Annotated in this window: 21 protein-coding genes; 5 read left to right on the top strand and 16 right to left on the bottom strand. The window is 57.3% G+C overall.

The annotated features are described in order from the left end of the window. Window positions 1-76 precede the first annotated feature (76 nt). The 8 genes from ACR0CR_RS17370 to ACR0CR_RS17335 form a co-directional block, all read right to left on the bottom strand. Window positions 77-2722 (bottom strand): molybdopterin-dependent oxidoreductase, encoded by a 2646-nt coding sequence (locus ACR0CR_RS17370; protein WP_480601532.1) that lies wholly within the window; start codon window positions 2720-2722, stop codon window positions 77-79. Next, complete coding sequence (nirD, locus tag ACR0CR_RS17365) at window positions 2722-3054, bottom strand: nitrite reductase small subunit NirD (RefSeq protein ID WP_480601530.1); 333 nt, start codon at window positions 3052-3054, stop codon at window positions 2722-2724. The genes ACR0CR_RS17370 and nirD overlap by 1 nt, the downstream gene beginning before the upstream one ends. Next, window positions 3051-5486 carry a nitrite reductase large subunit NirB gene (nirB, locus tag ACR0CR_RS17360; RefSeq protein ID WP_480601527.1) on the bottom strand — a complete coding sequence of 812 codons (2436 nt, stop codon included), beginning with the start codon at window positions 5484-5486 and terminating at the stop codon, window positions 3051-3053. The genes nirD and nirB overlap by 4 nt, the downstream gene beginning before the upstream one ends. A 4-nt stretch (window positions 5487-5490) precedes the next feature. Further along, on the bottom strand, window positions 5491-7170 hold the full coding sequence (locus tag ACR0CR_RS17355) for an ABC transporter ATP-binding protein (RefSeq protein WP_480601524.1): 1680 nt from the start codon (window positions 7168-7170) through the stop codon (window positions 5491-5493). A gap of 5 nt (window positions 7171-7175) precedes the next feature. Beyond that, window positions 7176-8258: an ABC transporter permease gene (locus ACR0CR_RS17350; RefSeq protein ID WP_480601521.1), complete on the bottom strand. Its 1083-nt coding sequence runs from the start codon at window positions 8256-8258 to the stop codon at window positions 7176-7178. 73 nt (window positions 8259-8331) lie between these two features. After that, on the bottom strand, window positions 8332-9696 hold the full coding sequence (locus ACR0CR_RS17345; protein WP_480601519.1) for a CmpA/NrtA family ABC transporter substrate-binding protein: 1365 nt from the start codon (window positions 9694-9696) through the stop codon (window positions 8332-8334). Window positions 9697-9990: 294 nt separating this feature from the next. Further along, window positions 9991-11160 carry a CmpA/NrtA family ABC transporter substrate-binding protein gene (locus ACR0CR_RS17340; RefSeq protein WP_480601517.1) on the bottom strand — a complete coding sequence of 390 codons (1170 nt, stop codon included), beginning with the start codon at window positions 11158-11160 and terminating at the stop codon, window positions 9991-9993. Then, window positions 11157-11741: an ANTAR domain-containing response regulator gene (locus ACR0CR_RS17335; RefSeq protein ID WP_480601515.1), complete on the bottom strand. Its 585-nt coding sequence runs from the start codon at window positions 11739-11741 to the stop codon at window positions 11157-11159. Before ACR0CR_RS17335 ends, ACR0CR_RS17340 begins: the two co-directional genes overlap by 4 nt. Before the next feature lie 654 nt (window positions 11742-12395). Between ACR0CR_RS17335 and ACR0CR_RS17330 the strand changes: the two genes are divergently transcribed. From ACR0CR_RS17330 to ACR0CR_RS17310, 5 genes are all read left to right on the top strand, one after another. Then, window positions 12396-13508 (top strand): efflux RND transporter periplasmic adaptor subunit, encoded by a 1113-nt coding sequence (locus tag ACR0CR_RS17330; RefSeq protein WP_480601513.1) that lies wholly within the window; start codon window positions 12396-12398, stop codon window positions 13506-13508. Between the two features lie 4 nt (window positions 13509-13512). Next, window positions 13513-16647 (top strand): efflux RND transporter permease subunit, encoded by a 3135-nt coding sequence (locus ACR0CR_RS17325; protein WP_480601510.1) that lies wholly within the window; start codon window positions 13513-13515, stop codon window positions 16645-16647. A 77-nt stretch (window positions 16648-16724) separates the two neighbouring features. After that, window positions 16725-17702 (top strand): HlyD family secretion protein, encoded by a 978-nt coding sequence (locus ACR0CR_RS17320; RefSeq protein WP_480601508.1) that lies wholly within the window; start codon window positions 16725-16727, stop codon window positions 17700-17702. Window positions 17703-17705: 3 nt separating this feature from the next. After that, complete coding sequence (locus tag ACR0CR_RS17315) at window positions 17706-18896, top strand: ABC transporter permease (protein WP_480601506.1); 1191 nt, start codon at window positions 17706-17708, stop codon at window positions 18894-18896. Beyond that, window positions 18893-20005: an ABC transporter permease gene (locus ACR0CR_RS17310; protein WP_480601504.1), complete on the top strand. Its 1113-nt coding sequence runs from the start codon at window positions 18893-18895 to the stop codon at window positions 20003-20005. Before ACR0CR_RS17315 ends, ACR0CR_RS17310 begins: the two co-directional genes overlap by 4 nt. A gap of 26 nt (window positions 20006-20031) precedes the next feature. On the opposite strand, the gene ACR0CR_RS17305 is transcribed toward ACR0CR_RS17310, so the two are convergent. The 8 genes from ACR0CR_RS17305 to hisD all read right to left on the bottom strand — a co-directional run bounded on the left by ACR0CR_RS17305 (window position 20032) and on the right by hisD (window position 26637). Next, a complete protein-coding gene (locus ACR0CR_RS17305; RefSeq protein WP_480601502.1) occupies window positions 20032-20592 on the bottom strand; it encodes a TetR/AcrR family transcriptional regulator in 561 nt (186 codons plus the stop codon). Window positions 20593-20928: 336 nt separating this feature from the next. Further along, a complete protein-coding gene (locus tag ACR0CR_RS17300) occupies window positions 20929-22059 on the bottom strand; it encodes an alpha-hydroxy acid oxidase (RefSeq protein ID WP_480601499.1) in 1131 nt (376 codons plus the stop codon). Further along, window positions 22059-22613, bottom strand: coding sequence for a sulfopyruvate decarboxylase subunit beta (comE, locus tag ACR0CR_RS17295; RefSeq protein ID WP_480601496.1), 555 nt, complete (start codon window positions 22611-22613; stop codon window positions 22059-22061). Before comE ends, ACR0CR_RS17300 begins: the two co-directional genes overlap by 1 nt. Then, complete coding sequence (gene comD, locus ACR0CR_RS17290; protein WP_170657961.1) at window positions 22610-23116, bottom strand: sulfopyruvate decarboxylase subunit alpha; 507 nt, start codon at window positions 23114-23116, stop codon at window positions 22610-22612. The genes comE and comD overlap by 4 nt, the downstream gene beginning before the upstream one ends. 48 nt (window positions 23117-23164) lie before the next feature. Beyond that, a complete protein-coding gene (locus tag ACR0CR_RS17285; protein WP_480601493.1) occupies window positions 23165-23575 on the bottom strand; it encodes a universal stress protein in 411 nt (136 codons plus the stop codon). A 23-nt stretch (window positions 23576-23598) separates the two neighbouring features. Beyond that, window positions 23599-24579 (bottom strand): zinc-dependent alcohol dehydrogenase, encoded by a 981-nt coding sequence (locus tag ACR0CR_RS17280; protein WP_480601491.1) that lies wholly within the window; start codon window positions 24577-24579, stop codon window positions 23599-23601. Beyond that, entirely contained in the window at window positions 24576-25337 is a 762-nt protein-coding gene (locus ACR0CR_RS17275; protein ID WP_480601488.1) for an SDR family NAD(P)-dependent oxidoreductase, read from the bottom strand. Before ACR0CR_RS17275 ends, ACR0CR_RS17280 begins: the two co-directional genes overlap by 4 nt. After that, on the bottom strand, window positions 25330-26637 hold the full coding sequence (hisD, locus tag ACR0CR_RS17270; RefSeq protein WP_480601485.1) for a histidinol dehydrogenase: 1308 nt from the start codon (window positions 26635-26637) through the stop codon (window positions 25330-25332). Before hisD ends, ACR0CR_RS17275 begins: the two co-directional genes overlap by 8 nt. Window positions 26638-26643: the final 6 nt, after the last annotated feature.

Here is a 26643-nt window from a genome sequence, read left to right as displayed (position 1 = left end):
ATCAATCCATGGCCGAATTAAATACATTCTTGTCCGGACCATGAACTGAAGTCAGTTGGCTATTGTGTGATGTCCTTCAAACGGCATCCGCCGGTGCGACAACCTCTTGCCCGGCGTGACGCCTTAACAATTCGGCCAGTTCGGGAACACAGGATCCGCAATTCTGACCAGCTTGCAGGGCGGCGCCGATGTCACTTACGGTCCTAAGATTTCCTGTTGTGATTGCTTTCTCTATCGTTTTTGCCCCAACCCCGAAGCAAGAACAGACCACCGGACCTGTTTCTTCGACATCGCCGGGTGCTCGGCCGGTCAGGATTCCGGGTGCCTCGGAGTCAAGCAAACTGGCAATGTAGTCCCGCATAAGTGCAACCGGTTCCGGGGCAATAAATAAGGCAGCCTTGAGTCGCCCATTTTTGGACAATGCGATGCGAAAAAATCCACGCGAAATATCAGACGAAGAAGTTGCGACTGCTTGCGGCAGGTTGAACCAGCGCCGTGCTTCCTGCTCCCAGTCTTTGACCGGCGTGCACCCGGCCAGTTCCGTGCGATACCCTTTGACCGTTCTTGCCCTCGCCCAATAATCTGCGTCGGGGGATATCGGTGCACAGGACACAGCAAAACCGTACCACTGCGCTTTCAGACGTTTGACATCAACAACGACAGCCTTGCTTTCCGGCTGCCCTGAGACTGGGTCGGTAACGCTCGGCACCAGTGCATCGACCACGGCCGAAGGAGCTGTTTCCCTTGTCCAGTGGATCGGCGCAAAGACCTGTCCAAGTGTCACGCTGTCGGTATTGCGCGCCCTTAGGATCGCTTTGCCTGTAGGCGCGCTGACGGTAACGAGATCAGCCGGTTTCAAACCCAATCGCTTTGCGTCAGAGGGGTGAATGTCCAGAAACGGCTCAGCCAAATGCGCGCTGAGCCGCGCTGACAGACCGCTGCGTGTCATCGTGTGCCATTGATCGCGAATGCGACCGGTATTCATCACAAAGGGGTAAGCCTTTTGCGGCGGTGCCTCAGGCGGTTTGTGTTGAACCGGTACGATCCTTGCTTTGCCGTCGGGATGAAAGAACTGCCCGTCTAAGAAAAATCTGTCCCCTTGGCGGGTCGCGCCGATCGGCCAACGCGTGGGTTCCAAATCGGCATATCCTGTGTCGTCCAGCGCTGTGAGGCCGGATATGTCGAAATCTTTGCCAAAGGCTTTTGACAGGGATGACTGCGCGGCAAACTCTCGAAAAATCTCTGCAGGGGATTCATAGTTGAACGCGTCAGTCCAGCCCATTCGGCGGCCAACCTCAGCCAGGATATCCCAATCTGGTCTCGCTTGACCAGGTGCTGGCAATGCAGCGCGCTGACGGCTGATTGTGCGGTCAGAATTGGTGACGGAGCCGCTTTTTTCGGCCCAGCCCGCCGCGGGCAGAATTACCTCGGCCAGACACGCGGTGTCAGTGTTTTCCGTTAGATCACTGACGACCACAAAAGGGCAATCAGCGATGGCTTGCCGGACTCTGTTCGCGTCCGGCATAGTTACGACCGGGTTGGTGTGAATGATCCATAGTGCCTTGATCTGGCCGCCTTCCACGGCCTGGAACAAATCGACCGCCTTCAGGCCCTGTTTGACCGGCATGGCGGGTGCATCCCAGAATTGCTGCACTGCATGGCGGTGTTCGGCGTTTTCGATGTCCAAATGACAGGCCAGCATGTTGGCCAGACCGCCAACTTCGCGCCCGCCCATGGCATTGGGCTGTCCAGTGACAGAGAACGGCCCCATACCCTCGCGCCCGATCCGGCCGGTGGCCAAATGGCAGTTGAGTATCGCGTTCACCTTGTCGGTCCCACTTGAGGATTGGTTCACGCCTTGGCTGAATACGGTCACGACACGCTCGGTTTCCAGCCAGAGTGAGCAAAAAGCTTCGATGTCCTCTGGCGCTAGGCCGGTAACCGCAGGGTCGTCATTGGCCGCAGCAGTCAGGGCATCTGCAAGGCCCACTGTATGAGCCTGAAACGCAGGATTGATATGGCCATCTTGATGGATTTTGGCCAGTAACCGGTTGAACAGGGCAACATCGCTGCCCGGTTTCAACGCAAGATGCAGATCGGCCTGATCGCAGCTTGCCGTTCGGCGCGGATCGATGACGACGATCTTTGTGCCTCGGGATTGGCGTGCCGCCAAGAGGCGTTGATATAGAACCGGATGGCACCACGCGAGGTTCGAACCGACCAGGACCACTAGATCAGCAGAATCCAGGTCTTCGTAGGTGCCTGGAACGGTATCCGTTCCGAACGCCCTTTTGTGGCCTGCAACAGCTGAGGCCATGCAAAGGCGCGAGTTTGTGTCGATATTGGCCGAACCGATGAACCCTTTCATCAGCTTGTTGGCCACATAGTAATCCTCGGTAAGCAATTGGCCCGAGACATAGAAGGCCACGCTGTCTGGCCCGTGAGATTCAATGCTAGACGAGAACCTGTCGGCAACCAATTGCAATGCATCATCCCAGCTGGCTTCGCGTCCGAACACCTTGGGGGCCAGCAATCTGTGCGACAGATCAACCGTTTCTCCAAGCGCAGATCCCTTGGAACACAAACGGCCGAAATTGGCGGGATGGTCCGGATCGCCCCGAACCGCAAGACCACCCTGCCCGTCCGGACGCAGCAACACCCCGCATCCAACGCCGCAATACGCACAGGTCGAGCGAATTTCAGGCAATCCTGTTCCGTCCATCAGGCGGCGCTCCGATGCGCCACGGCGCTTGCGTCCAGCAGAATGCGTCCAGCATCGAGCCGCACCGGGTAGGTCGTTATGCGACCCTCATCCGCGCCCTGTGCCTGACCTGTATTCAGATCGAAGACCCAATTATGCAGCGGGCAGGTAACCGACTGACCGTGGACGATACCTTCGGACAGCGGGCCGCCCTTGTGCGGACAACTGTTCGTGGCGGCGAACACCTCGGCCTCGGCTGTGCGGAAGACTGCGATGCAGCCGATATGGGTTTTTATCAGACGGGCACCACGCAAAGGAACTTCGTCAATGTGCCCAATGTCGATCCAACTCATTCTGCTGCCTCCAAAGTGAAATCCGCAATCGGCGCGTATGTCCGCGCCTTTTCCTTGACGTGTTCTGCCCACGGGTCCTTGCGATAGATGCTTTGGGACAGCTCGAACCGTTCGACCAGAACGGCGCGGTTTTTCCGGTCCTCTACGACCTGCGCCTTGACCCAGTCCATGCCGACCTTGCCAAGCCATTTATACAAACGGTCCAGATACTTGCCGCCCTCGCGATAGGCTTGTGTGACGGCCATCACGACCTCGATCGCTTCGTCTTCGGTTGGGACCTGACAGAGTAATTCAGTCTCTTTGACGTCCATACCGGCGGCCCCGCCTATGCTGATCTGGTACCCTGAGTCCACGCAGACCACACCGATATCCTTGCAGGTCGCCTCGGCACAGTTGCGCGGGCAGCCCGACACCGCCAATTTCAGCTTGTGCGGGGTCCACGACCCCCACAGGATTTTCTCGAGCTTGATGCCGAGGCCCGTGCTGTCTTGCGTGCCAAAGCGGCAGTGATCGGTGCCGACGCAGGTTTTGACCGTGCGCAGGCCTTTGGAATAGGCGTGGCCAGAGACCAGACCAGCCTGGTTCAGATCCGACCAGATCGCGGGCAGATCCTCACCTTTCACGCCCAGCAGGTCGATACGCTGACCGCCCGTAACCTTGACCGTCGGTACATCGTACTTGTCGGCTGCATTGGCGATAGCGCGCAATTCATCGGGGGTGGTGATGCCACCCCACATACGCGGTACAACGCTGAATGTGCCGTCTTTCTGGATGTTGGCGTGCTTGCGTTCGTTCACGAACCGGCTTTGTGGATCGTCTTGGTATTCCAGCGGCCAGTCGGCCAACAGATAGTAGTTGATCGCCGGGCGGCAGACATGGCAGCCATTTGGTGTTGTCCAGCCCAGCTCTTGCCAGACGGCGGCCTGACTTTTCAACTCCTGCCCTTTGATTAGTCGGCGCACATCCTCGTGGGTTAGTTCGGTGCAGCCGCAAATCGGTTGCGCCGCTGGCATTTGGAACTCATCGCCCAGAGTGACCTGCAAAACTTGCTCAACCAGCCCCGTGCATGTCCCGCAGGATGCGCTGGCCTTGGTGCTTGCACGCACGGCCCCCAGATCGTTGGCACCTGCGTTGATCGTTTCGACAATGTCACCTTTGCATACGCCGTTGCAGCCGCAAATTTCCGCCTCAGGCGGCAATGCTGCAACGGCTGAAAGAGGGTCCGCAGTGTCGCCTCCCTGATAGGCGGGTCCGAAGATTAACGTCTCACGCATATCTTCGATGCTGGTGCCATCCTTGATCAGGCCGAAGAACCAACTGCCATCGGCAGTGTCGCCGTACATGACCGCGCCGACCAGGCGGTCCTCTTCGATGACCAACCGCTTGTAGACCCCGCGGGAGGGGTCGCGGAACACGATATCCTCGCGCCCCGGGCCGTCCGCGAAATCACCCGCGCTGAACAGATCGCAGCCGGTGACTTTCAGTTTGGTCGACAGCGTCTTTTGCGCAAACGCCGCTTCTTCTTTCATCAACGCCTGCGCCGCAACTTTCGCCTGATCATAGAGTGGTGCGACAAGGCCAAAGATCTCTCCGTCATGTTCGACGCATTCGCCCACAGCAAAGACATCCGGGTCCGAAGTCAGCATCTGGTCATCCACATGGATACCGCGCCCGGTGGCCAGACCAGCCTCTTGCGCCAGCGCCGTGTTCGGGCGGATCCCCACGGCCATGACCAACAGGTCACATGGTAATTCGGTCCCGTCGTCCAGAAGCAGCGCGCGGACTTTGCCATCCTGACCGAGGATTTCCTTGGAGTTCGCTTGCAGGCAAATCTTGATGCCCTTGTCTTCCAGCGACTTCTTCAGCAGATACCCTGCGGCTTCGTCCAACTGACGTTCCATCAGATGGCCCATGATGTGAACGACGGTCACGTCGACCCCATGGGCGGCCATTCCGGCCGCAGCCTCAAGCCCCAGCAAGCCGCCGCCAATAACGACGACCTTGTTGTCCGGGCCCATGCCCATCATCTGCTGGGTGTCTTCCAGATCGCGATAGGCGATCACACCGTCCAGCTCATGACCGGGCAGAGGGATGATGAACGGATTTGACCCCGTCGCAACAATCAGCTTGTCGTAGGGCACATGTCCGTTGGCCCCCTCGACCACCTTCATCTCACGGTCGATCTTGGCCACCTGCTCGCCAAAACGACACGCGATATCACGCTCGGCATACCAGGCGTCGTCATGGGTGACGATCTCTTCGTAGGTTTTTTCACCCGAAAGCACGGGGCTGAGCATGATGCGGTTGTAATTCCCGCGCGGCTCGGCGTTGAACAGGGTGATGTCGAATGCATCCGGCGCGGCGTCGGTCAGGTGCTCCAGCACCCGGCCCGAGGCCATCCCCGCGCCAATGACAACAAGTCTTTGCTTCATAGTTTCACTCCGCTGCAATCGCCTTGGGGGCCGGTGTTTTAGGCTTGGCGCCGTGTTCGTATTCTTCGAGGAAATCGAGGACTTCTTGCCGGTAGGCGTAGTAGTCCGGATGCTCCAACAGGGCCTTGCGTGTGCGTGGACGCGGCAGGTCGACCTTGGTGATCTTGCCGATCGTTGCTTGCGGGCCGTTGGTCATCATCACCACGCGATCGGCCAGCAGGATCGCCTCATCCACGTCATGAGTCACACAGATTGCGGTGACCTTGGTGCGAGACCAGACCTCCATCAGGACTTCCTGCAATTCCCAGCGTGTGAGGCTGTCGAGCATCCCGAAGGGTTCGTCCAGCAGCAGCAGCTTGGGGGACAGAGCAAAGGCGCGGGCAATGCCCACACGTTGCTTCATGCCGTTCGACAGATCGCTCGCGGATTTGTCCATCGCATCGGCCAGTCCGACGCGTTCCAGATAATACTCCACCACGTCCTGCCGCTCGGCCATGCTGGCCTTGGGATAGACCTTGTCGACGCCAATCGCGACATTCTCCTTGGCGCTGAGCCATGGGAACAAGTTTGGCGATTGGAACACCACCGCACGTTCCGGGTCGGCCCCTTCGACGTGACGGCCATCCAACTTGATCGCGCCTTTCGAGATGTCGTTCAGCCCCGCCGCCATGGTCAGAACCGTGGACTTGCCGCAGCCTGAATGGCCGATCAGCGAGATAAACTCACCCTTGTCGATCTTCAGATCAAAATCCTCGACCACGGTCAGCGGGCCTTTGGGCGTCGGATACACCTTGTGCAATTGCGAGAAGTCGAGGAAACGGTTCTCGATCATCCCCTTTTGCGCCTCGGCCACCGCTGTCGGCACGCCGTGTATCGGTGTAACATCCGGCAGGACGCGCGAGCCTTCGACCTTGGCCTCGATTCCCACATCCATCAGGTACTTGGTGACGTCAGCGCGCAGACGTTTGAAGGTCTCGTCGTTGTTCATAGCCCCCCGATCCCGTGGACGGGGGATCGACACGCGGAACTCCTGCCCCAGCGTCCCATCGGGGTTCAGCGCAATGATCCGGTCGGCTAGAATGATCGCCTCATCCACGTCATTGGTGATGAGGACACAGGTCTTCTTGTCGGCCTCCCAGATATGTTCGATCTCATCTGCCAGATTGGCGCGGGTCAGTGCGTCGAGCGCTGACAAAGGCTCATCCAGCAGCAGAACTTCGGGGTTCATCGACAAGGCGCGCGCCACGTTGACTCGCTGACGCATCCCGCCGGACAACTCCGCCGGGCGGCGCGATGCGGCATGGCTGAGTCCAACCATCTTCACATAGTGTGCGACTTTCTCGGCTTTCTCGGCCTTGCTGAGGCCCGGAAAGACCGTATCCACCGCCAGCCCCACATTGCCGCTGACCGTCAGCCATGGCATCAGCGAGTAGTTCTGGAAGATCACGCCCCGCTCAGGGCCCGGACCCTTGATCGGGGTACCTTTGAACGTGACCTCTCCGCCGGTTGGGGTGTCCAGCCCTGCCATCAAGTTGATCAGGGTGGTTTTTCCAGTGCCAGAAAAACCGAGGATCACTAGAAACTCACCCTCTTGCACGTCCAGATCGATGCCTTTCAGCACATCGGTGCGTGCTATGCCTTCACCGAAGGATTTCGAGGCGTTCTTGAAGCTCAGAATGCTCATCTCGATCACCGGTTATTTGTGAAGGTAAACAGGGATTGCAGCGCGTACATCACTCGGTCCAGCAGGAAGCCGATGATGCCGATGGTGAAGACCGCTACCATGATCTTGGCGAGCGAGCTGGACGACCCGTTCTGGAACTCATCCCAGACGAATTTGCCCAATCCGGGGTTCTGCGCCAGCATCTCAGCCGCGATCAGAACCATCCAACCGACGCCCAGCGACAGGCGCAGACCGGTGAAAATCAGTGGCAAGGCCGAGGGCAGAACCAGCTTGGTGATCTTGGTATAAGTGTTCATTTTTAGAACTTTGGAGACGTTCACCAAATCCTTGTCGATGGACGCCACTCCCAATGCAGTGTTGATCAAGGTCGGCCAGAGCGAACAAAGTGTTACCGTAATGGCCGAGATCAGGAAGGACTTGGCAAACCAGCCGTCATTGGTGACGTAAACTGCCGAGACAATCATAGTCACAATCGGCAACCATGCCAGTGGCGAGACCGGTTTGAAAATCTGGATCAGAGGGTTCAGCGCTGCATTCGCAGTCGGCGAAAGGCCAGCCGCGATGCCAAGGGGCACGGCGATAACTGTCGCGATCAGAAAGCCGAAGAACACAGTTTTGATCGAAGTCCAGATTTGCTGATAGTAGGTCGGAGCCCCTGTGAAGGCGACGTCTTTCACCTTCTCGGGCTGACCCGCATCAATGAACTTTTGGTTCCGCTTCTCGACCATTGCTTCGAACTTGGCGCGCTTGTCCGCTTTGGTCTTGGCGTCTTCGTTCAGGCTGACCATTTCATGCCAAACCTGCGCCGGACCGGGCACCGCACCCAGCGAGGTCTGCACCTTTGGGGCCAAGGTCCCCCACAGCAGCAGGAATGCGCAGATCGACAGCAACGGCACCATCAGCAACCGCCAGATCTCGGTCATCTGGGCGCGTGGGTTGTCTCCGGCGGCGGCCTTTAGGACGGGTGTGGCCCAGCTGAGGCCCAGAACCTGAAACCACTTGTCGGCGGCATTGATGCGGGTGAAAAGGCGGGCGCGACGTTCCTCTCGGGCGGCGTCTGCGTTGAATTCGGGATCGACCGTTGTCATCTGTTGTGTCCTTGCGATGGCGGGGCACTTTGAGGTCCGCACCCGGCGAGGGCCGGGCGCGGCGTTTGGGGATTTAGCCTTGAACGTCCGAACCGACGATCTTCTGCTCGCCCTTCAGGCCGATGGATAGGCTTTCGAGATAGGCGTTGGGCGTGCGGCCGTCATAGGCGATGCCGTCGATGATATCTCCGGCCGGGGTCGGGGCTTTGTAGCCGTCGCTGTCCCAAGGGAAGTCGGCTTCATTCGCCAGACCGTCATCAACCAGCAGGCGCGCGGCCTCCAGATAAATCTCGGGTTTGTAGACGGACTTGGCGACCTCATCATACCAGCTGTCGGGTTTGGCATCGGCGATCTGACCCCAGCGACGCATCTGGGTCAGATACCAGACGGCGTCCGAATAGAACGGATAGGTCGCATTGTAGCGGAAGAACACGTTGAAATCGGGAACCTCGCGCTTGTCGCCTTTTTCATATTCGAACGTGCCGGTCATCGAATTGGCGATGACGTCATAGTCCGCACCCACGTATTCCGCGCGGCTGAGGATTTCGACGGCTTCTGGACGATTGGCGTTGTCATTTTCGTCCAACCATTGCGCGGCGCGGATCAGCGCCTTGGTTACCGCAAGCGTGGTGTTTGGATATTCTTCGGCAAATTCGGCTGTGATGCCGAAGACCTTTTCTGGGTTGTTTTTCCACAGCTCATAATCGGTGATGACCGGAACACCGATGCCTTTGAACACGGCCTGCTGGTTCCAAGGCTCGCCGACACAATAGCCGTAGATCGTACCGGCCTCCAAAGTGGCGGGCATCTGCGGCGGAGGCGTCACTGACAGGAAAACATCCGCGCCGATCTGGCCGGTCACGTTTTCGGGGCTGTAGAAGCCCGGGTGCAGACCACCTGCGGCCAACCAGTAGCGCAGTTCGTAATTGTGGGTCGAAACCGGAAAGACCATGCCCATGTTGAATGGCTTGCCTTCGGATTTGTATTTCTCAACGACCGGAGCAAGCGCCTCGGCGCTGATCGGGTGCTGTGGGCGGCCATCCTCCATCTTTGGGATATTCGGCTTCATCTCTTCCCAGATCTCATTTGAGACCGTGATTCCGTTGCCGTTCAAGTCCATCGAGAAGGGTGTGATGATATGCGCCTCGGTCCCGTAGCCGATGGTCGCGGCCAGCGGCTGACCGGCCAGCATATGCGCGCCGTCCAGCTGACCGTCGATCACACCGTCCAGCAACACTTTCCAGTTGGCCTGTGCTTCGAGCGTTACAAACAGGCCTTCTTCCAGAAAATACCCTTGCTCATACGCAACGGCCAACGGGGCCATATCCGTCAGCTTGATAAAGCCAAAGGTCAGTTCGTCTTTCTCCAACTCCAATTCGGCAAAGGCCGGATTGGCAAGCGCTGTCGTCGCAGCGAGGCTGATCAGGAGTTTTTTCATCTGTTTCCCTTTCGGTCTTGCCCTGTTGGGCGAATGGCCGCCTGAAATTTGGATCAGGCAAACAAAAAGCCGCCGACACAAACCGCCGGGAGGAGATGGCGGTCGGTCGAGCGGCTTTGCTCTTTTGTCGTTGCCCAAGCCTTTGGGCGAAATCTGTCGGTGGGCGCCTTTGCCGTCCGATACATTGACTAAGCCATCGTCCAGTCGGCGGGTCACTCAAAAACGGCACTGACCCTGGATATTTTCTGCATCGCAGCAATCAATCATGCTGCAATGCAAAAAAATTGTGCATACCTATTCAGTCGGCTCAAAAATGCGACGGTCAAAAAAGACGTTCGGGCGCAGGATGAGATTTCCCTGGGCGGATGCGACTGCGGTCGATTCCACAATCGCGCCCTCCAGTTTTTCCGAGGCCCCCGGCAAATCTGCGCCGGTCTGGTGCAGTTCGCGGCGGTATAGATCACTTCGAAATACCTGTGCTGCGCGCCGTTCTGCTTGGACGGTATCAAGACCGTGACGCGTTGCAAGCTGATGCCCGATCCATTTGGCCTGACTGCGCCATGGAAAGGACGCGGCCCCGTCAAAGAAGCCGATGAAGTCTGCGACACTGCGCTGTTCTCCTCGCGCGGAAATCGTTATTTCGCCCGACAGGGCGCGATCGATAAGTTCCGCCGGGACATTGAGATATGACTTGCGTGAAAGCATCTCTGCCGCGGCGGTCCTGCTTTCTGGATTTCCAAGCCAGCGGCCTGCGCTCCAGATCGCGCGCATCAAACTACCCACTAGATGTGGCTCGGTATTTGCCCATTCAGTTCTGACTGCCAGAACCTTTTCCGGTGCGCACGACCAGATCGCGCATCCCGGAAGCAACAAGGCGCCGACCTGATCGTCAACCGAGACCGATCCCCAAGGTTCTCCGACGCAAAACGCGTCAATTTCGCCGGCAGCCAATGCCTGCGCCATCAACGGTGGCGGAACGGTTCGAATTTCAACCTCTGTGTTCGACATTTCAGTTCCCGCGATCCAATAGCGCAGCAGTTCAACATGCATTGAGAACGGGAATGGCACTCCAAACACAAGCTTGCCCCCTGAGGCGCGCGACAATGCAGCGCCGGCTGCGTTCGCGTCAGCAAAGTCAAACGGGTGACCGTCTGATCGGAGACGTAGCTCTAATGCTCGACCAACACCAATGACATTTCCATTCAGCGAGAGCACTGACGCTGCGGACAATGGCGTCAGGATCCCTCCCAACCCAAGCTCCATCGCGATGGGAACCGGCGATAGCATGTGTGCGGCATCGACGTGTCCAAACGCCAGCATATCCCTGAGCGAGGACCATGACGGTGCCGGGCGCAGGTCCAGCGAGATCCCTTCAGCCCGGTCAAACCCCATTTCATGCGCCGCGATCAACGGGGCAGCATCGACCAAAGGCATGAAAGCTACGGGAAGTGAGACGGTTCTCATGACAACAATCCCGACGCTGTCACCAAAGCTTCGGCAACGTCCGCAACACGCCGGTTCTGGTTCATGGCGGTTTTTCGCAGAAGTGCATAGGCTTCGTCTTCCTGAATGCCCTTTGCCTTCATTAGTAGACCTTTGGCGCGGTCGATGACTTTGCGTTCCTCCAGCGCGCGCCGGGTTTCAGCCAGTTCGGTCCGCATTTGCCGTAGCACCTGAAACCGGGCGATGGCCGTGTCTATGACGGGTTTGAGACGTTCCGCCTGCAGTCCGTCGACGACATAGGCTGAAACGCCAGCCTCGACTGCCTCACGCGCCAGGTTTCCGGCCGCGCCGGACACGAACATCGCGACCGGACGCTCCATCGGTCCGGAAGCTAGGGTCAGTTCTTCGAGCATGTCGCGGGACGGATTATCTATGTCGATAAGCACTAAATCAGGCGCATGGGTGGCGATTCTTCGCGCAAGGCCGGATGTGTTGCCGATGATATGGACTTGGATGTCGCCCGACTCTTTTAGGGCATCGACAATAGCGAGTGCACGGTCTCGGTTTTGCTCTACGACTACAACGGTCAGGGTTTCGGTCATGAAGCCTCAATGGGTTCGTTCGGCGGGCCGCCACAATACGACGGCAATAGGTCAGTGCAGTATGAGGGCTTGTTCGCACATAAAATGTGCGATTGCTGATCGCGAGCTTAAAAACTGTGCGGCCTGAGCGGCTTTGCCGGTGCTCAAGGGAAATTGCGTCAGCAATGGAACCTGATAGGACGAGTCGACTATCAGCCGCGTGGATCAATGCCGGCAATCACAAGGAGGTTACAAAATAGATAAGAAGTGTAAATAATGTGTTGACAATTTCACCCCACGATGCCAATCCGCGTTCAATCTTGTGCCACAGCGTTCCAAGCCGAAGATAGTGATCCACGAATTGGTTATAGGTGGTTAAAGTGGTAAGCGTAGAGCGCGCAAGGAAAACGACCCTGCAAGGGCGGCGTAATCCGGTGTGACGATGCCGATCGAAGACGAGACCAAGAGGTAACCGAGATTTGACAAACCCTGCCTTTCCGGCGGAGTCCGACTCATCATAATGAAGCAGTAACGACATTGATTGGACGGGTTCGGCCCTCTTGCGGCCACGCGCTACACCAAGAACTGGTGACGCGGTAACAATCTCCGACCGATCTTACATTTTGCCTGGATCACATCACCATGCTTAACATGAATGCCGAAAATACCCCCGCAATGACAAAACTGAACCGCGCGAGTCTCGTGCTTTCAATATTGGCACTGGTTGCCGTCGGAGCATGTAAGGAAGAAGACACCGTCGCGACCGATCAAGTGCGCCCTGTCCTATCCATGGTGGTTGCGGATGTCGAAGCGGTTCGACTTGCCACCTATCCCGGTCGCGCCGAGGCCGTCCGCGAGCTGAACATCGCATTCGAGGTGCCGGGCAAAGTTCTGGCGCGTCCGGTTGACGTTGGCACCCAGGTCAAGGCCGGTGACATTCTGGCGACGATTGATCCTGATCCCTACGCCGCGCGGGTTCGCGCACTTGAGGGACAGCGCGATGCTCTGCGCGCCAATCTGGTGAACGCAAAGATCGAGTTGCAACGCCGAGAACAGCTGGTTCTGAACGAACATGTCGCGCAAGCGCGGGTTGATGATCAGATCGCTCTGGTCAAAGCGACCGAGGCCAATATCGAAGCGACCGAAGGTCAGCTGGACGAAGCAAGGCTCAATCTGGGCTACACGCAGCTGGTGGCACCTTTCGATGGGGCAATTTCGGCGGCATATATTGAACAATTCCAAAATGTTATCGCCGGTCAACCCATTGTCCGGATCCTCGATACGTCACGGATTGAGATGGAAGTTGCGGTTCCAGAAAACTTCATCAATCTTGAACCGTTTGTCGAAGGCATCGAGGTCGAGTTTTCCAGCCTGCCGGGCCTGAAAATCCCCGCCCGCGTGGCCCGCGTCGGGAATGAGGCATCGACAACAACCCGAACCTATCCGGTGACCATCGTGATGGAGCAACCGGAAGGTGCAGTCATCCAACCGGGAATGGCCGGTCGCGCAACGGCTCAGGTTCATTTGCCCGAAGGCTGGAGCGATGTCGGCATTCATGTTCCCACAAGCGCAGTATTTTCTCCTAACACACAAGCGCCCGACGACACGTTTGTTTGGGTCATTGATCCCCAAGACTCGACGGTTACTGCGACCCCTGTGACCGTGAATTCGTTCAATGATCGTGGTTTTTTGGTCAGTGGCCTAAGTGCCGGAGCCCGCATTGCCATCGCAGGTGCGAACACATTGACAGAAGGCCAGCAGGTTGTGCTGGCCGATGACGGAGAATAGTTCGATGTCGCTTGCTGCGGTCGCGGTCAGGAATCGCACAGTCACGTATTTTGCACTGGTTTTGATACTGGTTATTGGGGCACTCAGCTATTTCCGGTTGGGTCAGCTGGAGGACCCCGAGTTTACCGTCAAAACGGCGCTGGTGGTCACTCAGTACCCCGGAGCCAGCCCGGCAGAGGTTGAGCTGGAAGTTACCGACAAAATTGAGACAGCCATTCAGGAACTGCCTGAACTTCGGTTTTTGACATCCTATTCACATGCTGGACTGTCCATCGTCAAAGTCGAGATCGAGCAAGAATACTGGGCCGATCGCTTGCCTCAGGTTTGGGACAAGGTACGCAACAAGGTTGGCGATCTGTCAGGCAGCTTGCCCCCGGGGGCCGGGACGCCGAATGTCATCGACGATTTCAGCTTTGTTTACGGCTTTGTTCTGGCCGTCACTGGGGATGGCTTCACCTATGCAGAGCTAGAGGAATACGTCAAAGCCATCCGTAAAGAGCTAAGCCTTGTGGACGGCGTCTCGCGCGTCGAAACTTGGGGGTTGCAGCCTAAAGTCATTTATCTGGATGCATCGGAACAACGCTTGCTTGACCTGGGCGTGTCGACACAGGACTTTTTACTGACGCTCAACCTGCAGAACCAAGTTGTCGATGCCGGAGGGCTGAGCATCGGTGACAGACGATTGCGGATCGCACCGACAGGTGAATTCCAGTCGCCGCAGGACATAGGCAATCTGCAACTTAGACCTGGCCTTTCGGACCGTGTTCTGGACGCGGTTGAGGACTTTGATATTTCGTTGGAACTGCCGATTGCTCGGGATTCGGACGTCATTCGCCTTGGGGATATTGTCGATATCCGACAGGGTTACCTTGAACCCGCCCTGACCGAAATGCGGTTCGATGGGCAGCCCGCGATTGGTCTTTCCATCGCAAACGTGTCTGGCGGCAACATTGTCGATACAGGGCGCAATTTGGAGGCTGTGCTTGAGAAAATCACCGAACAGTTGCCTGTTGGTATCGAAGTGCACCGTGTCGCCTGGCAAAGCGATCTGGTAACCGAAGCAATCAACTCATTTATGGTCAACCTGCTGGAAGCCGTTCTGGTCGTTTTGGTTGTGGTCGCGATATTCATGGGTTGGCGCATGGGCCTAATTATTGGCAGTGCGTTGCTGCTGACGATCCTGGCCACATTCATGATTATGGTTGTACTGAAGATCGACTTGCAACGTGTGTCCCTTGGCGCATTGGTCATTGCGCTAGGAATGATGGTCGACAATGCGATCGTGGTCGCCGACGGGATGGCCACACGCCTGAAAAAGGGAATGAATAAGGTTGAGGCCGCGGTCGAGGCCGCTGGTCAGCCCAGTATGGCCCTATTGGGTGCCACAGTTGTTGCCGTTATGGCGTTTTTCCCGATCTACGCCTCTGCATCCAGCGCTGGCGAATATGCCGGTTCACTGTTCGTGGTTGTGGCCGTATCTTTGTTGGTCAGTTGGGTCATTGCAATGACCATCACCCCTTTGATGTGTATTGATTTGCTGCCCTTGCCAAAAAGCGACGATGTCCAAAAAGAAAGCGCGTTCACAAGTGGGTTCCGTAAAGTTCTGGGCACGTGTTTGCGGCATCGTGTGCCGACGGCTATGGTCTTTTTGGTCCTTCTTGGTGCGGCCACATACGGATTCAGCTATGTTGACCGGCTGTTCTTTACCGACGCGACCCGTCAGCAATTCATGGTGGATATCTGGGCTGATGAGGGCAGTACCATTGACCAGACGTCCGAACTGGCCCGGCGCGTCGAGGAAAAGCTCGATGGGGACCCGCGTGTGGAAGGCATAGCCACCTTCATCGGCGCGGGGGGACCCCGGTTCTATCTTCCGGTTGATCCTGAATTTCCTTACGCGAGCTATGCCCAGCTTGTGGTGAATACCACCAGCCTCGAAGTTGTGGATGACCTAATCACCGAATTGGACGGTTGGGTCGAACCCGCAATTCCAGAAGCTCTGGTGCGCGTGCGCAAATATACCGCTGGTCCAGGCAACACTTGGCCATTCGAGGTTCGCTTCAGCGGACCGGCGAATGCCGATCCTGAAATTCTGCGTGATCTTGCAGAACAGGGCATGGAGATATTGCGTGCATCGCCACATGCCAAAGACGTTCGAAATGACATGCGCAATCGTGTCGCCAAGCTGGTGCCGGAATATGATCAGACAACCGGCATTTGGACCGGCACGTCGCGCGGGGATATCGCGGACGCGGCGCGGCTATCTTACGATGGTTTACCGGTTGGTATCTATCGCGAGAACGAAGATCTTCTGCCGATTGTCTTGCGCCGTACCGAACGGGAACGCCGGACCGTGGGCCGGGATTTTGAGCAGATCCAGGTCACACCCGCATTCTCGACCAAAAGCCTGCCGTTGTCGTCGGTCACTCGCGGTGTCGAGGTTGAGCTGGAAGACCCGACGATTGTGCGTTGGAACAGGAGGCGCGCTGTTGCGGTTCAAGCCAGCTCGGAGGGCGTAACGCTGCCTGCGCTGGTCGACGAAGTGCGTGCCGATTTCGAAGCCATCGAGTTGCCGCCCGGCTATAGCCTGGAATGGCGGGGCGAGACTTTCACCACCGCGGATGCACAAGACTCGCTTAAACCTGGGTCGGCGCCCGCACTTGTCATCATGGTGTTCCTCGTGGTTGCATTGTTCAATGCGTTCCGCCCTGCCCTCGTTGTCTTTACGGTTGTCCCCTTTGCTGCAATTGGCATCACCGGCGGGTTGCTTCTGTTCAATCAGCCATTTTCGTTCATGGCCTTGCTGGGCGCGATGAGCCTTGTTGGTCTTATGATCAAGAATGCGGTCGTGCTTTTGGACGAGGTGGATTTGAACCTTCGAAAAGGCCTGGCGCCTTATACAGCACTGGTCGAAGCCGCTGTTTCGCGCCTGAACCCTGTGTTTCTGGGCGCGGCAACGACAATTCTTGGCGTGCTGCCCCTGCTGCAGGATATATTCTGGATCGCTATGGCGACGACGATTGCAGCCGGTTTGACGGTCGGCACCCTTGTGACAATGATCATGGTTCCGGTTTACTATGCCCTGTTCCATGGCATTCGTCCGCCTGACGACGCGGAAGCAAGCACCGAAGCCGCCTGAGCTAATAGATCATAAGGCCTGTCGCTGACGTAAAGGCGTTGGGGCGGGGTCTTACCCGACAAAAACGGATAGAACCTATGTCAACTTCCAGACTGATCGGAATATTCTTTGCCGTCGCCCTGGCCGCTGGTGCGGGGGCCGGGGTTCTTACACTCTCAAAGCCACCGCTTATCGTTCAGGGCGAAGTCGAAGCGACACGTATCGACCTGGCCGCGAAAATAGCCGGGCGCGTTTCCGAAGTGGCCGTTGATTTTGGGGACAGGGTCAAACAAGGCGACCAGATCGTGTCGCTTGGAAGCCCGCAGTTGGAAGCAGCGCTCAGGACAGCGCAAGCCGCCGTTGAAGTGGCCATTGCCAATCGTGATCTGGTGTTTTCGACCCGCCCCGAGATCATTGATACGCGCAAGGCAGAGCTTGCCCGTGCGCAGGCGGATCTGGTCCTGGCGCAAAAGACCTTTGACCGTATCGAGAGGCTGAGCGAAACGTCCACCGCGTCGTTGCAGAGGCTGGATGAGGCATCAAACAGTCTGGCTGCGGCGCAACGCGGCGTTGATGCTGCTGCGGCGAACCTCTTGTTGGCTGAAAATGGCAATAGTGTTGAACAAAAGGCGGTTGCACAGGCGCAGGTCTTCGAAGCAAAGGCCGCCGTTTTGCGGACTCAGGCCGATTTGGCAGAACTGAACATCAGCGCACCGATCGACGGGCAGGTCACCGCGCGCCTTGCAGAACCCGGAGAGCTGTTTTCGGCCGGTGCCATTCTGTTGTCGATTGTCGACATTGATAACGCCTGGTTCACCTTCAACCTGCGCGAGGATCTTTTGAACGGGCTGGAGATCGACCAAAAGCTTGACGTACGTGTGCCCGCGCTTGGCGACCAGATCATTCCAGCGCGGATTACCGCAATCAATGCCGAGGGCACCTATGCCAACTGGCGCGCGACCAAAGCGACCGGGGATTTCGATCTGCGCACATTCTCGGTCCGCGCCGAACCTTTGGTTCGCGATTCCGCGCTGCGTCCGGGCATGAGCGCGCTGATCGAATGGGGATCGCAATAGCGCATGGCCAGCCATCTACCCGCAGGTTTCAGACGCGCGTTCCGATGGGAGTTGCGGCAAATTGCGCATTGGCCGAGGCTGGTGTTCATGTTGGGGCCATTCCCGCTGAGCCTTATGCTGTTACTGTCGGCGGTGTTTGGCGCAGGTTTGCCAACCAACCTTCCGGTTGCCGTAGTCGATCAGGATGGCACTACCCTGTCGAGGCAAGCAATCCGAATGGTGGATGCGTCTCCGGACCTGAGTGTCACGCTGCAAGCTCCAAATCTTGCCGACGCGAAACAGGCGCTGGTTGCCGGTCAGGTCTATGCAGTGGTGTTGATACCCCAGAACATGGAACGCGATTTGTTCTTTGGACGCAGCCCTGAATTGGTCACGCTTTACAACAATCAGTTGTTGACCATTGGCGGTATCGTATCGCGGGCAACAAACCAGACGCTCGCAAGCCTGTCAGCCGGGGCCGCCACGCAGGCTCTTGTGTCCAACGGTAAGATCCCCGAAGAAGCGATCGAAGCCGTCCAACCGATCCCGGTTCAACGTAGCCCATTGTTCAATCCTGCGCTGGATTACGTTCAGTTCCTGCTTGCTGCTGTGATGCCGGCAATCTTACAGATTTTCATTTGCGCCAGCGCTGCATTGGCAATCGCGCGCGAAGCGCAGCTGAAGGGCGGAATCGCCCGGCTGGTGCGGATCGGACGATCACCACTGCGCGCCGTATCTGGAAAACTCGCACCCTATGGGTTGGCCTATCTGCTGGCTCTGATCCTTGCGGACGCCATTATGTTTGGATATTTCGGAGCGCCCTTTCACGGGGCCATCTGGTTTCACTGCCTATACTCCATTGGCTTTGTTGTGGCCTGCTTATGTCTTGGGGGGCTGCTGGCGATGGTGGCTGGTGAAACGGTCGGTGCGCTTGGACTGACCGGGGTTCTGACCGGTCCGGCCTTTGGGTTTGCCGGGATCAGTTTTCCCCGGATCACGATGAACGGTTTTGCCTGGGCTTGGGGCGGGATACTGCCTTTGACCGCGTATCTGCAACTTCGAACGGATCAGGTCTTGCGCGGTGCGCCGGTGGACATATCACTGCCCGCCTTGGGTTGGCTGGGGGCTCAGGTTGCGGTTTACGGCGGTCTTCTTTTGTGGATGGTCCATCGCGCGGCCCAAAGTAACGCCGATGTCACGGAGCAGCCGTCATGATCCGTTTTCTCAGGGCGATGGCAGACGCGATTGCGCGCTTGTTTTCTGACACGAGCGCGATGATGACCATGGTCATTTCGATCCTGATCTACGCGTGCCTGTACCCTCAGCCCTATGTCGGAGAGGTCGTTCGTGACGTTCCGATCGCCATTGTCGATCACGATGGGTCGGTCGCCAGTCGATCCCTTCGTCGGCAGATAGACAATTCCGACAGTGTCGCGGTGGTCGCGCAGGCGAACGGAATGCCCGAGGCCGAGCGGTTGTTTCAGGAACGCGATGTCTATGGTGTACTGATGATCCCGGCCGGTTTCGAACGCGATCTGCTGGATGGGCGGTCGTCTCCGATCGCCGTTTTTGGGGACGGCAGTTACTTCACCTTGTATGGTGCAATCTCGTCTGCGGTCACAACCGCCGCCAGAAACCTGGGCGCAGAAGTCCGGTTCGCGCGATTGATGTCCTTGGGCGTGGACGAACAAACGGCGACGGCACTGGTGACGCCCATCACGATTGTCTCGGTACCGCTGTTCAATCCGCAGGGTGGCTATGCCAGTTACATTGTCCCTGCTGCGTTTGTGATCATCATCCAGCAAACACTGTTGATGGGAATAGGGATCATGCATGCGGGTCGCCCTGCACGGGCGGGAATTGCCCGGTTGGCGACCCCGGTGGCCTATGTCAGCCTTTACATGGTTTGGATCGCCGTGACACAATTGCTGCTGCCCTGGCTTTACAACCTACCGACCTTAGGCCATCCGATCACCCTATTTGCTGTTGCTCTTCCATTTCTGGTATCCGTCACCGCGATGGGGTTTGCTCTTATTCAACTGATCCCGACCCGAGAGGGCATGGTCTTCTTTCTGCTTGTACAGGGCATGCCGATCTTCTTTTTGACCGGCGTTGCTTGGCCTGTCGAAAGCATGCCAGATCCCATTCGATGGCTGGCGTTGGCAATTCCGTCGACGTCCGCCTTGTCGGCGATCATTCGAGTCGATCAGATGGGGGCGTCGCTTTCATCCATGCTTCCCGCTATATCTTTTCAAATCGCACTGGCCTTGGGGTATTCCCTGCTTGCCTACTGCCTGCACAAATGGCGGTTTCCAAACCATTGATACCCTGGGTCGACCCCAGCGCTGATTTAGCGATGAAAGGCCAGAACGGTTCTCAGGATGCGATGCATCTGGTCCGAAAAGTCTTGCCGAGACTTTGCGACAACCAATGCCCCTCGTGAGGACGTAGTCAGAAGATGGGCCAAATCCTGCGCGCGCTCTGGTGAATCTGCTAAGCCCCGGCGTAAAAGAAAATCGCCCAGCTTCATCAAGTAGCTGCTCAAAAGTTTGTCTTTGTGGGCGGCAGCGACTTGTAGGGAATCTTCAAGCATCTGTGCCCCGTGCGTGGTTTTCGCCAACTCGACGGCGTCGCCTACAACCAGATCGAAAACTTTTTCGAGGGTTTCCAAGTCCGCGCCATCAACCTCTTCGAGAATTGCAAACACACGTTTGTACAGACGCTCCATATAAGTGTTGAGCGCCCAGCTGTAACACGCGTTTTTTGATCCGAATTTCTTATAGATAGATTGACGCGATAGGCTGACCGCTTTTGCGATGTCTTCCATCGACGTTTTGCGGAACCCGTACTGAGCGAATGCCATCATCACGTCTTGCGGTTCTATACGGGCCACTGCTGAAGCGTTGACCATGGTTTGCCTTTCTGTATTTGCACCAAATACAACTCTTTTGCAGAGCCTTTTTTGTGGTGTCTCCGACCAGCCTCAAACGCACTGTACCTAAATGCAGTCCAGTTGCCGGAGATTCTGCCCGAAGGCAGGGTAAGCGGCTCTACCAGTGTTTACCAAGTATACAGTTTTTAGCATAATTGTCAACTAGTGGGCGGGTGCAAACTTGGCCAATTCGCAGTATCGCGTACAATGGGCGCGGTGTTGCTGGAGTATTGTGAATTGGTTCCAACACCGCTCATCTTGTTGCGACATGGTTCGCGAAAACGCTTTGATCCCACTTTGGACATCCATCAACAATCAACGGATTTTAGTGTTGGTTGCGACGCAGTCAGATTTGAATTGAGCAACTGACGTTACTCCGATCTGGGCCATCGCGATTTCCAACTCGTCGCTGAGTACAGACCAAAGTTGTTCCAGGCCAGCTTCACCGTTAGCGGCGACAGCAAACTGCAAAATTCGCCCAAAGAACACGAAATCGGCACCGGCCAATAGGGTCTTGGCGACATCCTCACCGCTGCGCAGGCCACTATCGAAGAAAAGGGGATAGTCGTCACCCACCGCATCCCGGATCTGCGGCAGAACTGAGATTGGCGCCGGAGCGCTGTCAAGTTGCCGCCCACCGTGGCTTGAGACCTGAATCGCATCAACGCCCGCCGTCTTCAAAGCAATTGCATCGTGTTCGTCCAGAACACCCTTGACCACCAATTTTCCGGGCCACCTGTCCCGCAAACGCGCTAACGTTTCCCAAGTGGCTTTGGCTCGGCTTTCGGTTCTGTCAAATTCGTAACCGTCCATCAGAAAATTCGCCATCCGGGGTTTGCCGTGCGCCAGTGTCGTCAGTGACCAGCGCGGGTGCAGCGCAAAATCCAGAAACTGACGCGGTCCGATCCGAAAGGGCATCCGAAACCCGTGGCGCAGTTCCCGAGGTCGTCGGCCAACCTCTGGGACATCAACAGTCAGGATCAGCGTCTCGTATCCTGCCGCCATGGCTCGGTCCACCAACTTGAAGGTGCCTGTGCCGTCGCCGCTGAAATAGAGTTGAAACCACGCGTGCCCTTGGGCAACTTCGATCAGTTCTTCCATCGATGTCGATGCGACGGTCGAGACCCCAAGAGGTATCTCAAATCGCGCGGCGAGCCGTGCCAGCATCAGGTCCGCACCCGGTGCTGACAGGTTGCACATGCCCATAGGTGCAATGCCGAAAGGTCGTTTCGTTGCTTTGCCAAAGAGTGTGCTGGCCAGAGACCTGTCGCTGACGTCACGCAATATCCGCGGGCGCAATGTCATGTCGTCCAGCGCGGCCCTGTTGCGGGCCACGCCGATTTCAGTGCCAGCGGCCCCATCAATATAGTCAAAAACCATCCAGGGCAGACGCCGTCGCGCGAGGCGGCGGGCGTCTTCAGCGCTGTGAATGGCGCTGTTCGGCATTAAGCCTGAACGGCTTTCATAAAGCGGTCTCTGATGACAACCGGGTCCATTGTGATCGGCGGCATCTTGGCGTTTCCACTCTCGCATTTGCTGACGATGATCGTCATCTGCCCGGCATCCAGAGCGTCTTGAAGAACCCGCCCGGTGTCTTCCGCCTGACATTCAATGACCCGCTCGCATCCGGCAGCCTCGGCCATTTTCGTAAGTGATGTCTTTTGCCCCGCATAGGTCGGCTGATCTCCGGTCGACCCGTATGAACCATTGTCCACGATCAACAGGATGTAATTGTCGGCCACATTGTTGGCGATGGTCGGCAAGGTTCCAAGATTGGTCAGGACCGACCCGTCCCCATCGATTACGATTACCGGTTTGGGTTGCGACAGCGCCAACCCTAGGCCGATTGAAGACGCCAAACCCATTGTTCCTAACATGTAGAAATTCGAGGGCTGGTCGTCGATGGCATGCAGTTCCTGACTGGGTATGCCAATATTACAGACAACCAGTTGATCTCGCAGGATCGGGGCGATTTCCTTCAGGATTTCAGAACGGATCATTGGTCGCCGTAGCCTCCCCAGAAATTGGCGTCGGTCAGGATGGCGACCGGCTTGTTGCACATGAAGGTGTATTTCAGGATCGCGTCCAGTTCCTCGACATCCGCCTGGTGGTGGAAGTGGTAGGTCGGGATGTTCAACTGCGCCAGCAGTGCTTTGGTGTGCACTGCCATTTCAACCTGGCAGGCGATAGGCTCGCGCAGCTCGCCGCGATATGAAATCAGCATGGGCAGCGGCATACGGTAGTATTGGATCAAAGTGGCCAGAGTATTGATCGTCACGCCAATCGCGGTGTTCTGCATGATGATCGCAGGACGCTTTCCGCCCATCCAGGCACCGGCACACAGCCCCATCCCCTCGTCTTCCTTGTTCGAAGGGATGTGAAAGATGTCGTCGTGTTGGTCAATTTCTTCGATGACTCCGGCAAGTTGTTTGCACGGAACTGTGGTGACAAACGAAACATCGTTGGCCACAAGATCATCTGTGATCTTCTTGTCTATGTTCATGTCCGGTTTGAAGGTCCTGCTTGGGGCGCCAATGGCGCGATTGACGGATTATGGTCTGCGGTGCACGTGCACGGCGCAATGGGCATGGCGGACGACACGCGACGCGGTCGATCCCAGAAAATAGTCACTAAGGCCTGGTTTGTGCGACCCGATGACGATGCAGTCGATGGCTTGCTCGTTGGCAAAATCGATGATTGTCCGTGCGGTGTGGCCTTTCACGATTTCGGCTTGAACGCCGTCAAGACCCGCGACTTTCTCCTGCAACAAAGCGTGTGCGGCGCGAAATCCTTCGGCAACGACGTCCTTATCGAGGTAGGCATTTACGGAACCCTGAGGCATTTCATAAACATGAAGTGCTATGATCTCGGCCCCATCGGCCGCCAAAGCGCGCGCGACTTTCAGGGTGTGCTGCGAAATGCCGTGGTCCAGCGCCATCGGGACAAGAATTTTCTTATACATGTTCACCTCCGTTTCCGTTGGGTCTAAGCCCACGGTCTAAGGATAATCTTTGGGGCAGCGACTTCGCCAGTGCGCAAAGCACGAAATGCATCGGCACCTTCAGCCAACGCATGTTGTTGAACCCAGTCAAGCGCGCCCAGCCGACCATCAAAAATCGCTTGGGCCGTGTCGCGGAAATCCTGTGCGGTGTAGGTGTATGTGCCAATGAACGTGATCTCTTGCAGTGTCATGCGCCGCACATCCAGCCCTCCGGTATCTTCGCCCAGTCCGATATGAGCGATCACTCCACCCGGTTCTGTACGGGTCGAAGCGCTGGCGCGGGTGGCAGAAAACCCGACCGCGTCAATCACAAGCGGATACATATCTTCTGTCTCTTCGACTGCATAGCAACCGCATTTGGCACTCAGATACTCGCGCCGCATCGCATTCGGTTCAGTGATCGTAACATCGGTCACACCCATTGCCTTTAGCGCCAGAACAGCGGCCAGCCCGATGGCTCCACCGCCAATGACAAGTGCGCGCTTTTCCGTCTGCGAGTGCAGAGCAGACAGGCCAAGACGGGCAGCGTGCCAACTGACGGCCAGCGGTTCAGCCAATGCCGCCTTATACATCGGGACATCATCTGGCACGGTGACCAGATTGGCCTCGGGCATCGTCACGTATTGGGCAAACGCCCCTTCGCGCGGCGGCATAGAGATGATCTGCCTGTTCGCGCAAAGGTTTTCGCGCTCTGTCCGACATGCATTGCATGTCCCGCAGGCGACAAGAGGGTTGATCGTTACGCGCGTTCCGTCCTTCGGCCCGCCCTGAATTGTCCCGGCTGCTTCGTGCCCAAGGATCAAGGGCGCAGGCCTTCGGGCGTCGTGCCCAAGATAGGCATGCATATCCGAGCCGCAGATGCCGACAGCCTCGATCCGTATCAGATGCTCACCGTCACGGGGCGCGGCATCCGGGACATCCTGGTACGAAAGGTCCTCGACCCCCTGATAGACAAGCGCTTTCATTTTGCAGTGAACCCTCCATCAACCATGAGGACCTGGCCGGTCACATAATCCGAAGCCCGTGAGCATAGAAAAACGATCGGTCCGTCGATATCGTCCAACCGCCCATTGCGCTGAACACAGGTTTGCGCGGCATTTCTTTGGGCGCGATCCGGGTCGTCGAATACGGCTTGTGTCAGTTCAGTCGGAAAAAATCCGGGTCCGATTGCATTGGCGGTGATCCCGAACTGAGACCAGGCTTCGGCCATGGCGCGGGTCAACTGCCCGACCCCTGCTTTGGAAGCCCCATAGGCGATGCCGCCAGGAAATGCTCGGGTCGTCTGGAGCGACGCAAAGTTCACGATGCGGCCCCATCCCCGCTCTTTCATAGCGGGAACCATGGCCTGACTCAGAAAAAACGGGGCGCTCAGGTTTAGTGCTAGTGTGGTATCCCACCCGTCTGCGGTCACTTCATCGGCGTGCTGGCGCGTGTTCACCCCCGCGGCATGCACAATGATGTCGGGGGGGCCGAATTTGGCGGTAATCTCTGCGCACAAAGATTCCAGCTTGGGCCGGTCTGCAACATCGCCTGTGACCGCTGCGCCCCCCTCTCCGATCTCATCACAAAGCGTTTCCAAGGCCGCAGCGCGACGCGCGACGCCGACAACCCGTGCCCCGGCGGCTGCCAAAGCCTTGGCGGCTTGCCGTCCGAGGCCGGAACTGGCCCCGGTGACACAAGCCACGCGGCCCTCAAGATCAAAGAGTGCGCGCGGATCACCCATCGGCGCTCAGGTCAAACTGTTCATCCGGGAAATACTTTGCCAGCCGCACATCTGCGGCGCGCGCATGTCCTTCCATTCCTTCAAGTCGCGAAATCCGCGCCGTTGCAACGGCAATTGGCTTTGACCCTTCGCGGGTGGCGCGTTGCCAGGTGACGATCTTCATGTATTTGTGCACGCTTAGGCCACCGGTATAGCTGGCAGCGCCTGAGGTTGGCAGGACGTGGTTTGTGCCCGTCGCTTTATCGCCATAGGACACCGTAGTTTCCTCGCCCAGAAACAGCGAGCCATAGCAGGTTAGACGGCCCAGCCACCAATCCAGATCTTCTGCCTGAACAGTCAGATGCTCGGGCGCGTAATCGTCGGAACAGGCGGCCATTTCTTCGCGGTCCGAGCACACGATGACTTCGGCATAGTCGCGCCACGCAGCCGAGGCGTTCTCGCGATTCAATTCCGGCAGGTCGGCTATGAGGTCGGGAACAAGCTCCATAACCTTTTCCGCCAAAGCACGATCATCCGTCACGAGCCAAACCGGCGAGTTGTAGCCATGTTCGGCCTGACTCACCAAATCCGTCGCAACCACGTGCGCGTCCGAGGTGCTGTCTGCAAGGATCAGACTGTCGGTCGGTCCGGCGATCATATCGATGCCAACCTTGCCATAGAGGATACGTTTCGCCTCGGCCACGAACTGGTTACCCGGTCCGACCAGAATATTTGCGCGTGGTAGCCCAAACAGACCATAGGTCATAGCAGCAACGCCTTGTACGCCGCCCATGGCCAGAATGCTGTCGGCGCCGCAGATATGCGCGGCATAGACGATGGCAGGCGCGACGCCTTCTCCGGGACGCGGCGGAGAACAAGCGGTGATATGCCGGCAACCTGCAACCTTCGCCGTGGTCACAGTCATGATCGCGCTGGCGATGTGGCTATAACGCCCGCCTGGCACATAGCAGCCTGCGGCATCTACCGGGATCGCCTTTTGGCCCGCTATGAAGCCGGGAACGATTTCCATCTGGACATCAGAGACAGTCGCTTTCTGCGTTTCGGCGAACCGACGGACATTGTCGTGGGCAAAACGGATATCGGCCTTCAGTTTTTCAGGCACCAAGGCAATAGCCGCATCAATCTCGGCCTGCGTCATCAGAACATTGCCGTCGTACTTGTCGAACTTGGCCGCGTATTCCTTCGCCTTGACGTCACCGCCCGCCTCGATGTCCCCGAGGATGGTCTTGACCGTCTCATGCACCTCGGACGCATGAGATTGTGGGGTAAGCGTTGCCTTTTTCAGGTATTCACGCGGCATAGCAGG

This window comes from Ruegeria sp. AM2, assembly GCF_056540685.1.
The sequence above is the reverse complement of the archived record's forward strand: the minus strand, read 5'-3'. Positions and strand labels throughout refer to the sequence as shown.

What these genes read in the sequence shown, in the direction of transcription:
- ACR0CR_RS17370 (WP_480601532.1), bottom strand. Translation starts at nt 2,722, where the DNA reads ATGGACGGAACAGGATTGCCTGAAATTCGCTCGACCTGTGCGTATTGC.
- nirD (WP_480601530.1), bottom strand. Translation starts at nt 3,054, where the DNA reads ATGAGTTGGATCGACATTGGGCACATTGACGAAGTTCCTTTGCGTGGT.
- nirB (WP_480601527.1), bottom strand. Translation starts at nt 5,486, where the DNA reads ATGAAGCAAAGACTTGTTGTCATTGGCGCGGGGATGGCCTCGGGCCGG.
- ACR0CR_RS17355 (WP_480601524.1), bottom strand. Translation starts at nt 7,170, where the DNA reads ATGAGCATTCTGAGCTTCAAGAACGCCTCGAAATCCTTCGGTGAAGGC.
- ACR0CR_RS17350 (WP_480601521.1), bottom strand. Translation starts at nt 8,258, where the DNA reads ATGACAACGGTCGATCCCGAATTCAACGCAGACGCCGCCCGAGAGGAA.
- ACR0CR_RS17345 (WP_480601519.1), bottom strand. Translation starts at nt 9,696, where the DNA reads ATGAAAAAACTCCTGATCAGCCTCGCTGCGACGACAGCGCTTGCCAAT.
- ACR0CR_RS17340 (WP_480601517.1), bottom strand. Translation starts at nt 11,160, where the DNA reads ATGAGAACCGTCTCACTTCCCGTAGCTTTCATGCCTTTGGTCGATGCT.
- ACR0CR_RS17335 (WP_480601515.1), bottom strand. Translation starts at nt 11,741, where the DNA reads ATGACCGAAACCCTGACCGTTGTAGTCGTAGAGCAAAACCGAGACCGT.
- ACR0CR_RS17330 (WP_480601513.1), top strand. Translation starts at nt 12,396, where the DNA reads ATGACAAAACTGAACCGCGCGAGTCTCGTGCTTTCAATATTGGCACTG.
- ACR0CR_RS17325 (WP_480601510.1), top strand. Translation starts at nt 13,513, where the DNA reads ATGTCGCTTGCTGCGGTCGCGGTCAGGAATCGCACAGTCACGTATTTT.
- ACR0CR_RS17320 (WP_480601508.1), top strand. Translation starts at nt 16,725, where the DNA reads ATGTCAACTTCCAGACTGATCGGAATATTCTTTGCCGTCGCCCTGGCC.
- ACR0CR_RS17315 (WP_480601506.1), top strand. Translation starts at nt 17,706, where the DNA reads ATGGCCAGCCATCTACCCGCAGGTTTCAGACGCGCGTTCCGATGGGAG.
- ACR0CR_RS17310 (WP_480601504.1), top strand. Translation starts at nt 18,893, where the DNA reads ATGATCCGTTTTCTCAGGGCGATGGCAGACGCGATTGCGCGCTTGTTT.
- ACR0CR_RS17305 (WP_480601502.1), bottom strand. Translation starts at nt 20,592, where the DNA reads ATGGTCAACGCTTCAGCAGTGGCCCGTATAGAACCGCAAGACGTGATG.
- ACR0CR_RS17300 (WP_480601499.1), bottom strand. Translation starts at nt 22,059, where the DNA reads ATGCCGAACAGCGCCATTCACAGCGCTGAAGACGCCCGCCGCCTCGCG.
- comE (WP_480601496.1), bottom strand. Translation starts at nt 22,613, where the DNA reads ATGATCCGTTCTGAAATCCTGAAGGAAATCGCCCCGATCCTGCGAGAT.
- comD (WP_170657961.1), bottom strand. Translation starts at nt 23,116, where the DNA reads ATGAACATAGACAAGAAGATCACAGATGATCTTGTGGCCAACGATGTT.
- ACR0CR_RS17285 (WP_480601493.1), bottom strand. Translation starts at nt 23,575, where the DNA reads ATGTATAAGAAAATTCTTGTCCCGATGGCGCTGGACCACGGCATTTCG.
- ACR0CR_RS17280 (WP_480601491.1), bottom strand. Translation starts at nt 24,579, where the DNA reads ATGAAAGCGCTTGTCTATCAGGGGGTCGAGGACCTTTCGTACCAGGAT.
- ACR0CR_RS17275 (WP_480601488.1), bottom strand. Translation starts at nt 25,337, where the DNA reads ATGGGTGATCCGCGCGCACTCTTTGATCTTGAGGGCCGCGTGGCTTGT.
- hisD (WP_480601485.1), bottom strand. Translation starts at nt 26,637, where the DNA reads ATGCCGCGTGAATACCTGAAAAAGGCAACGCTTACCCCACAATCTCAT.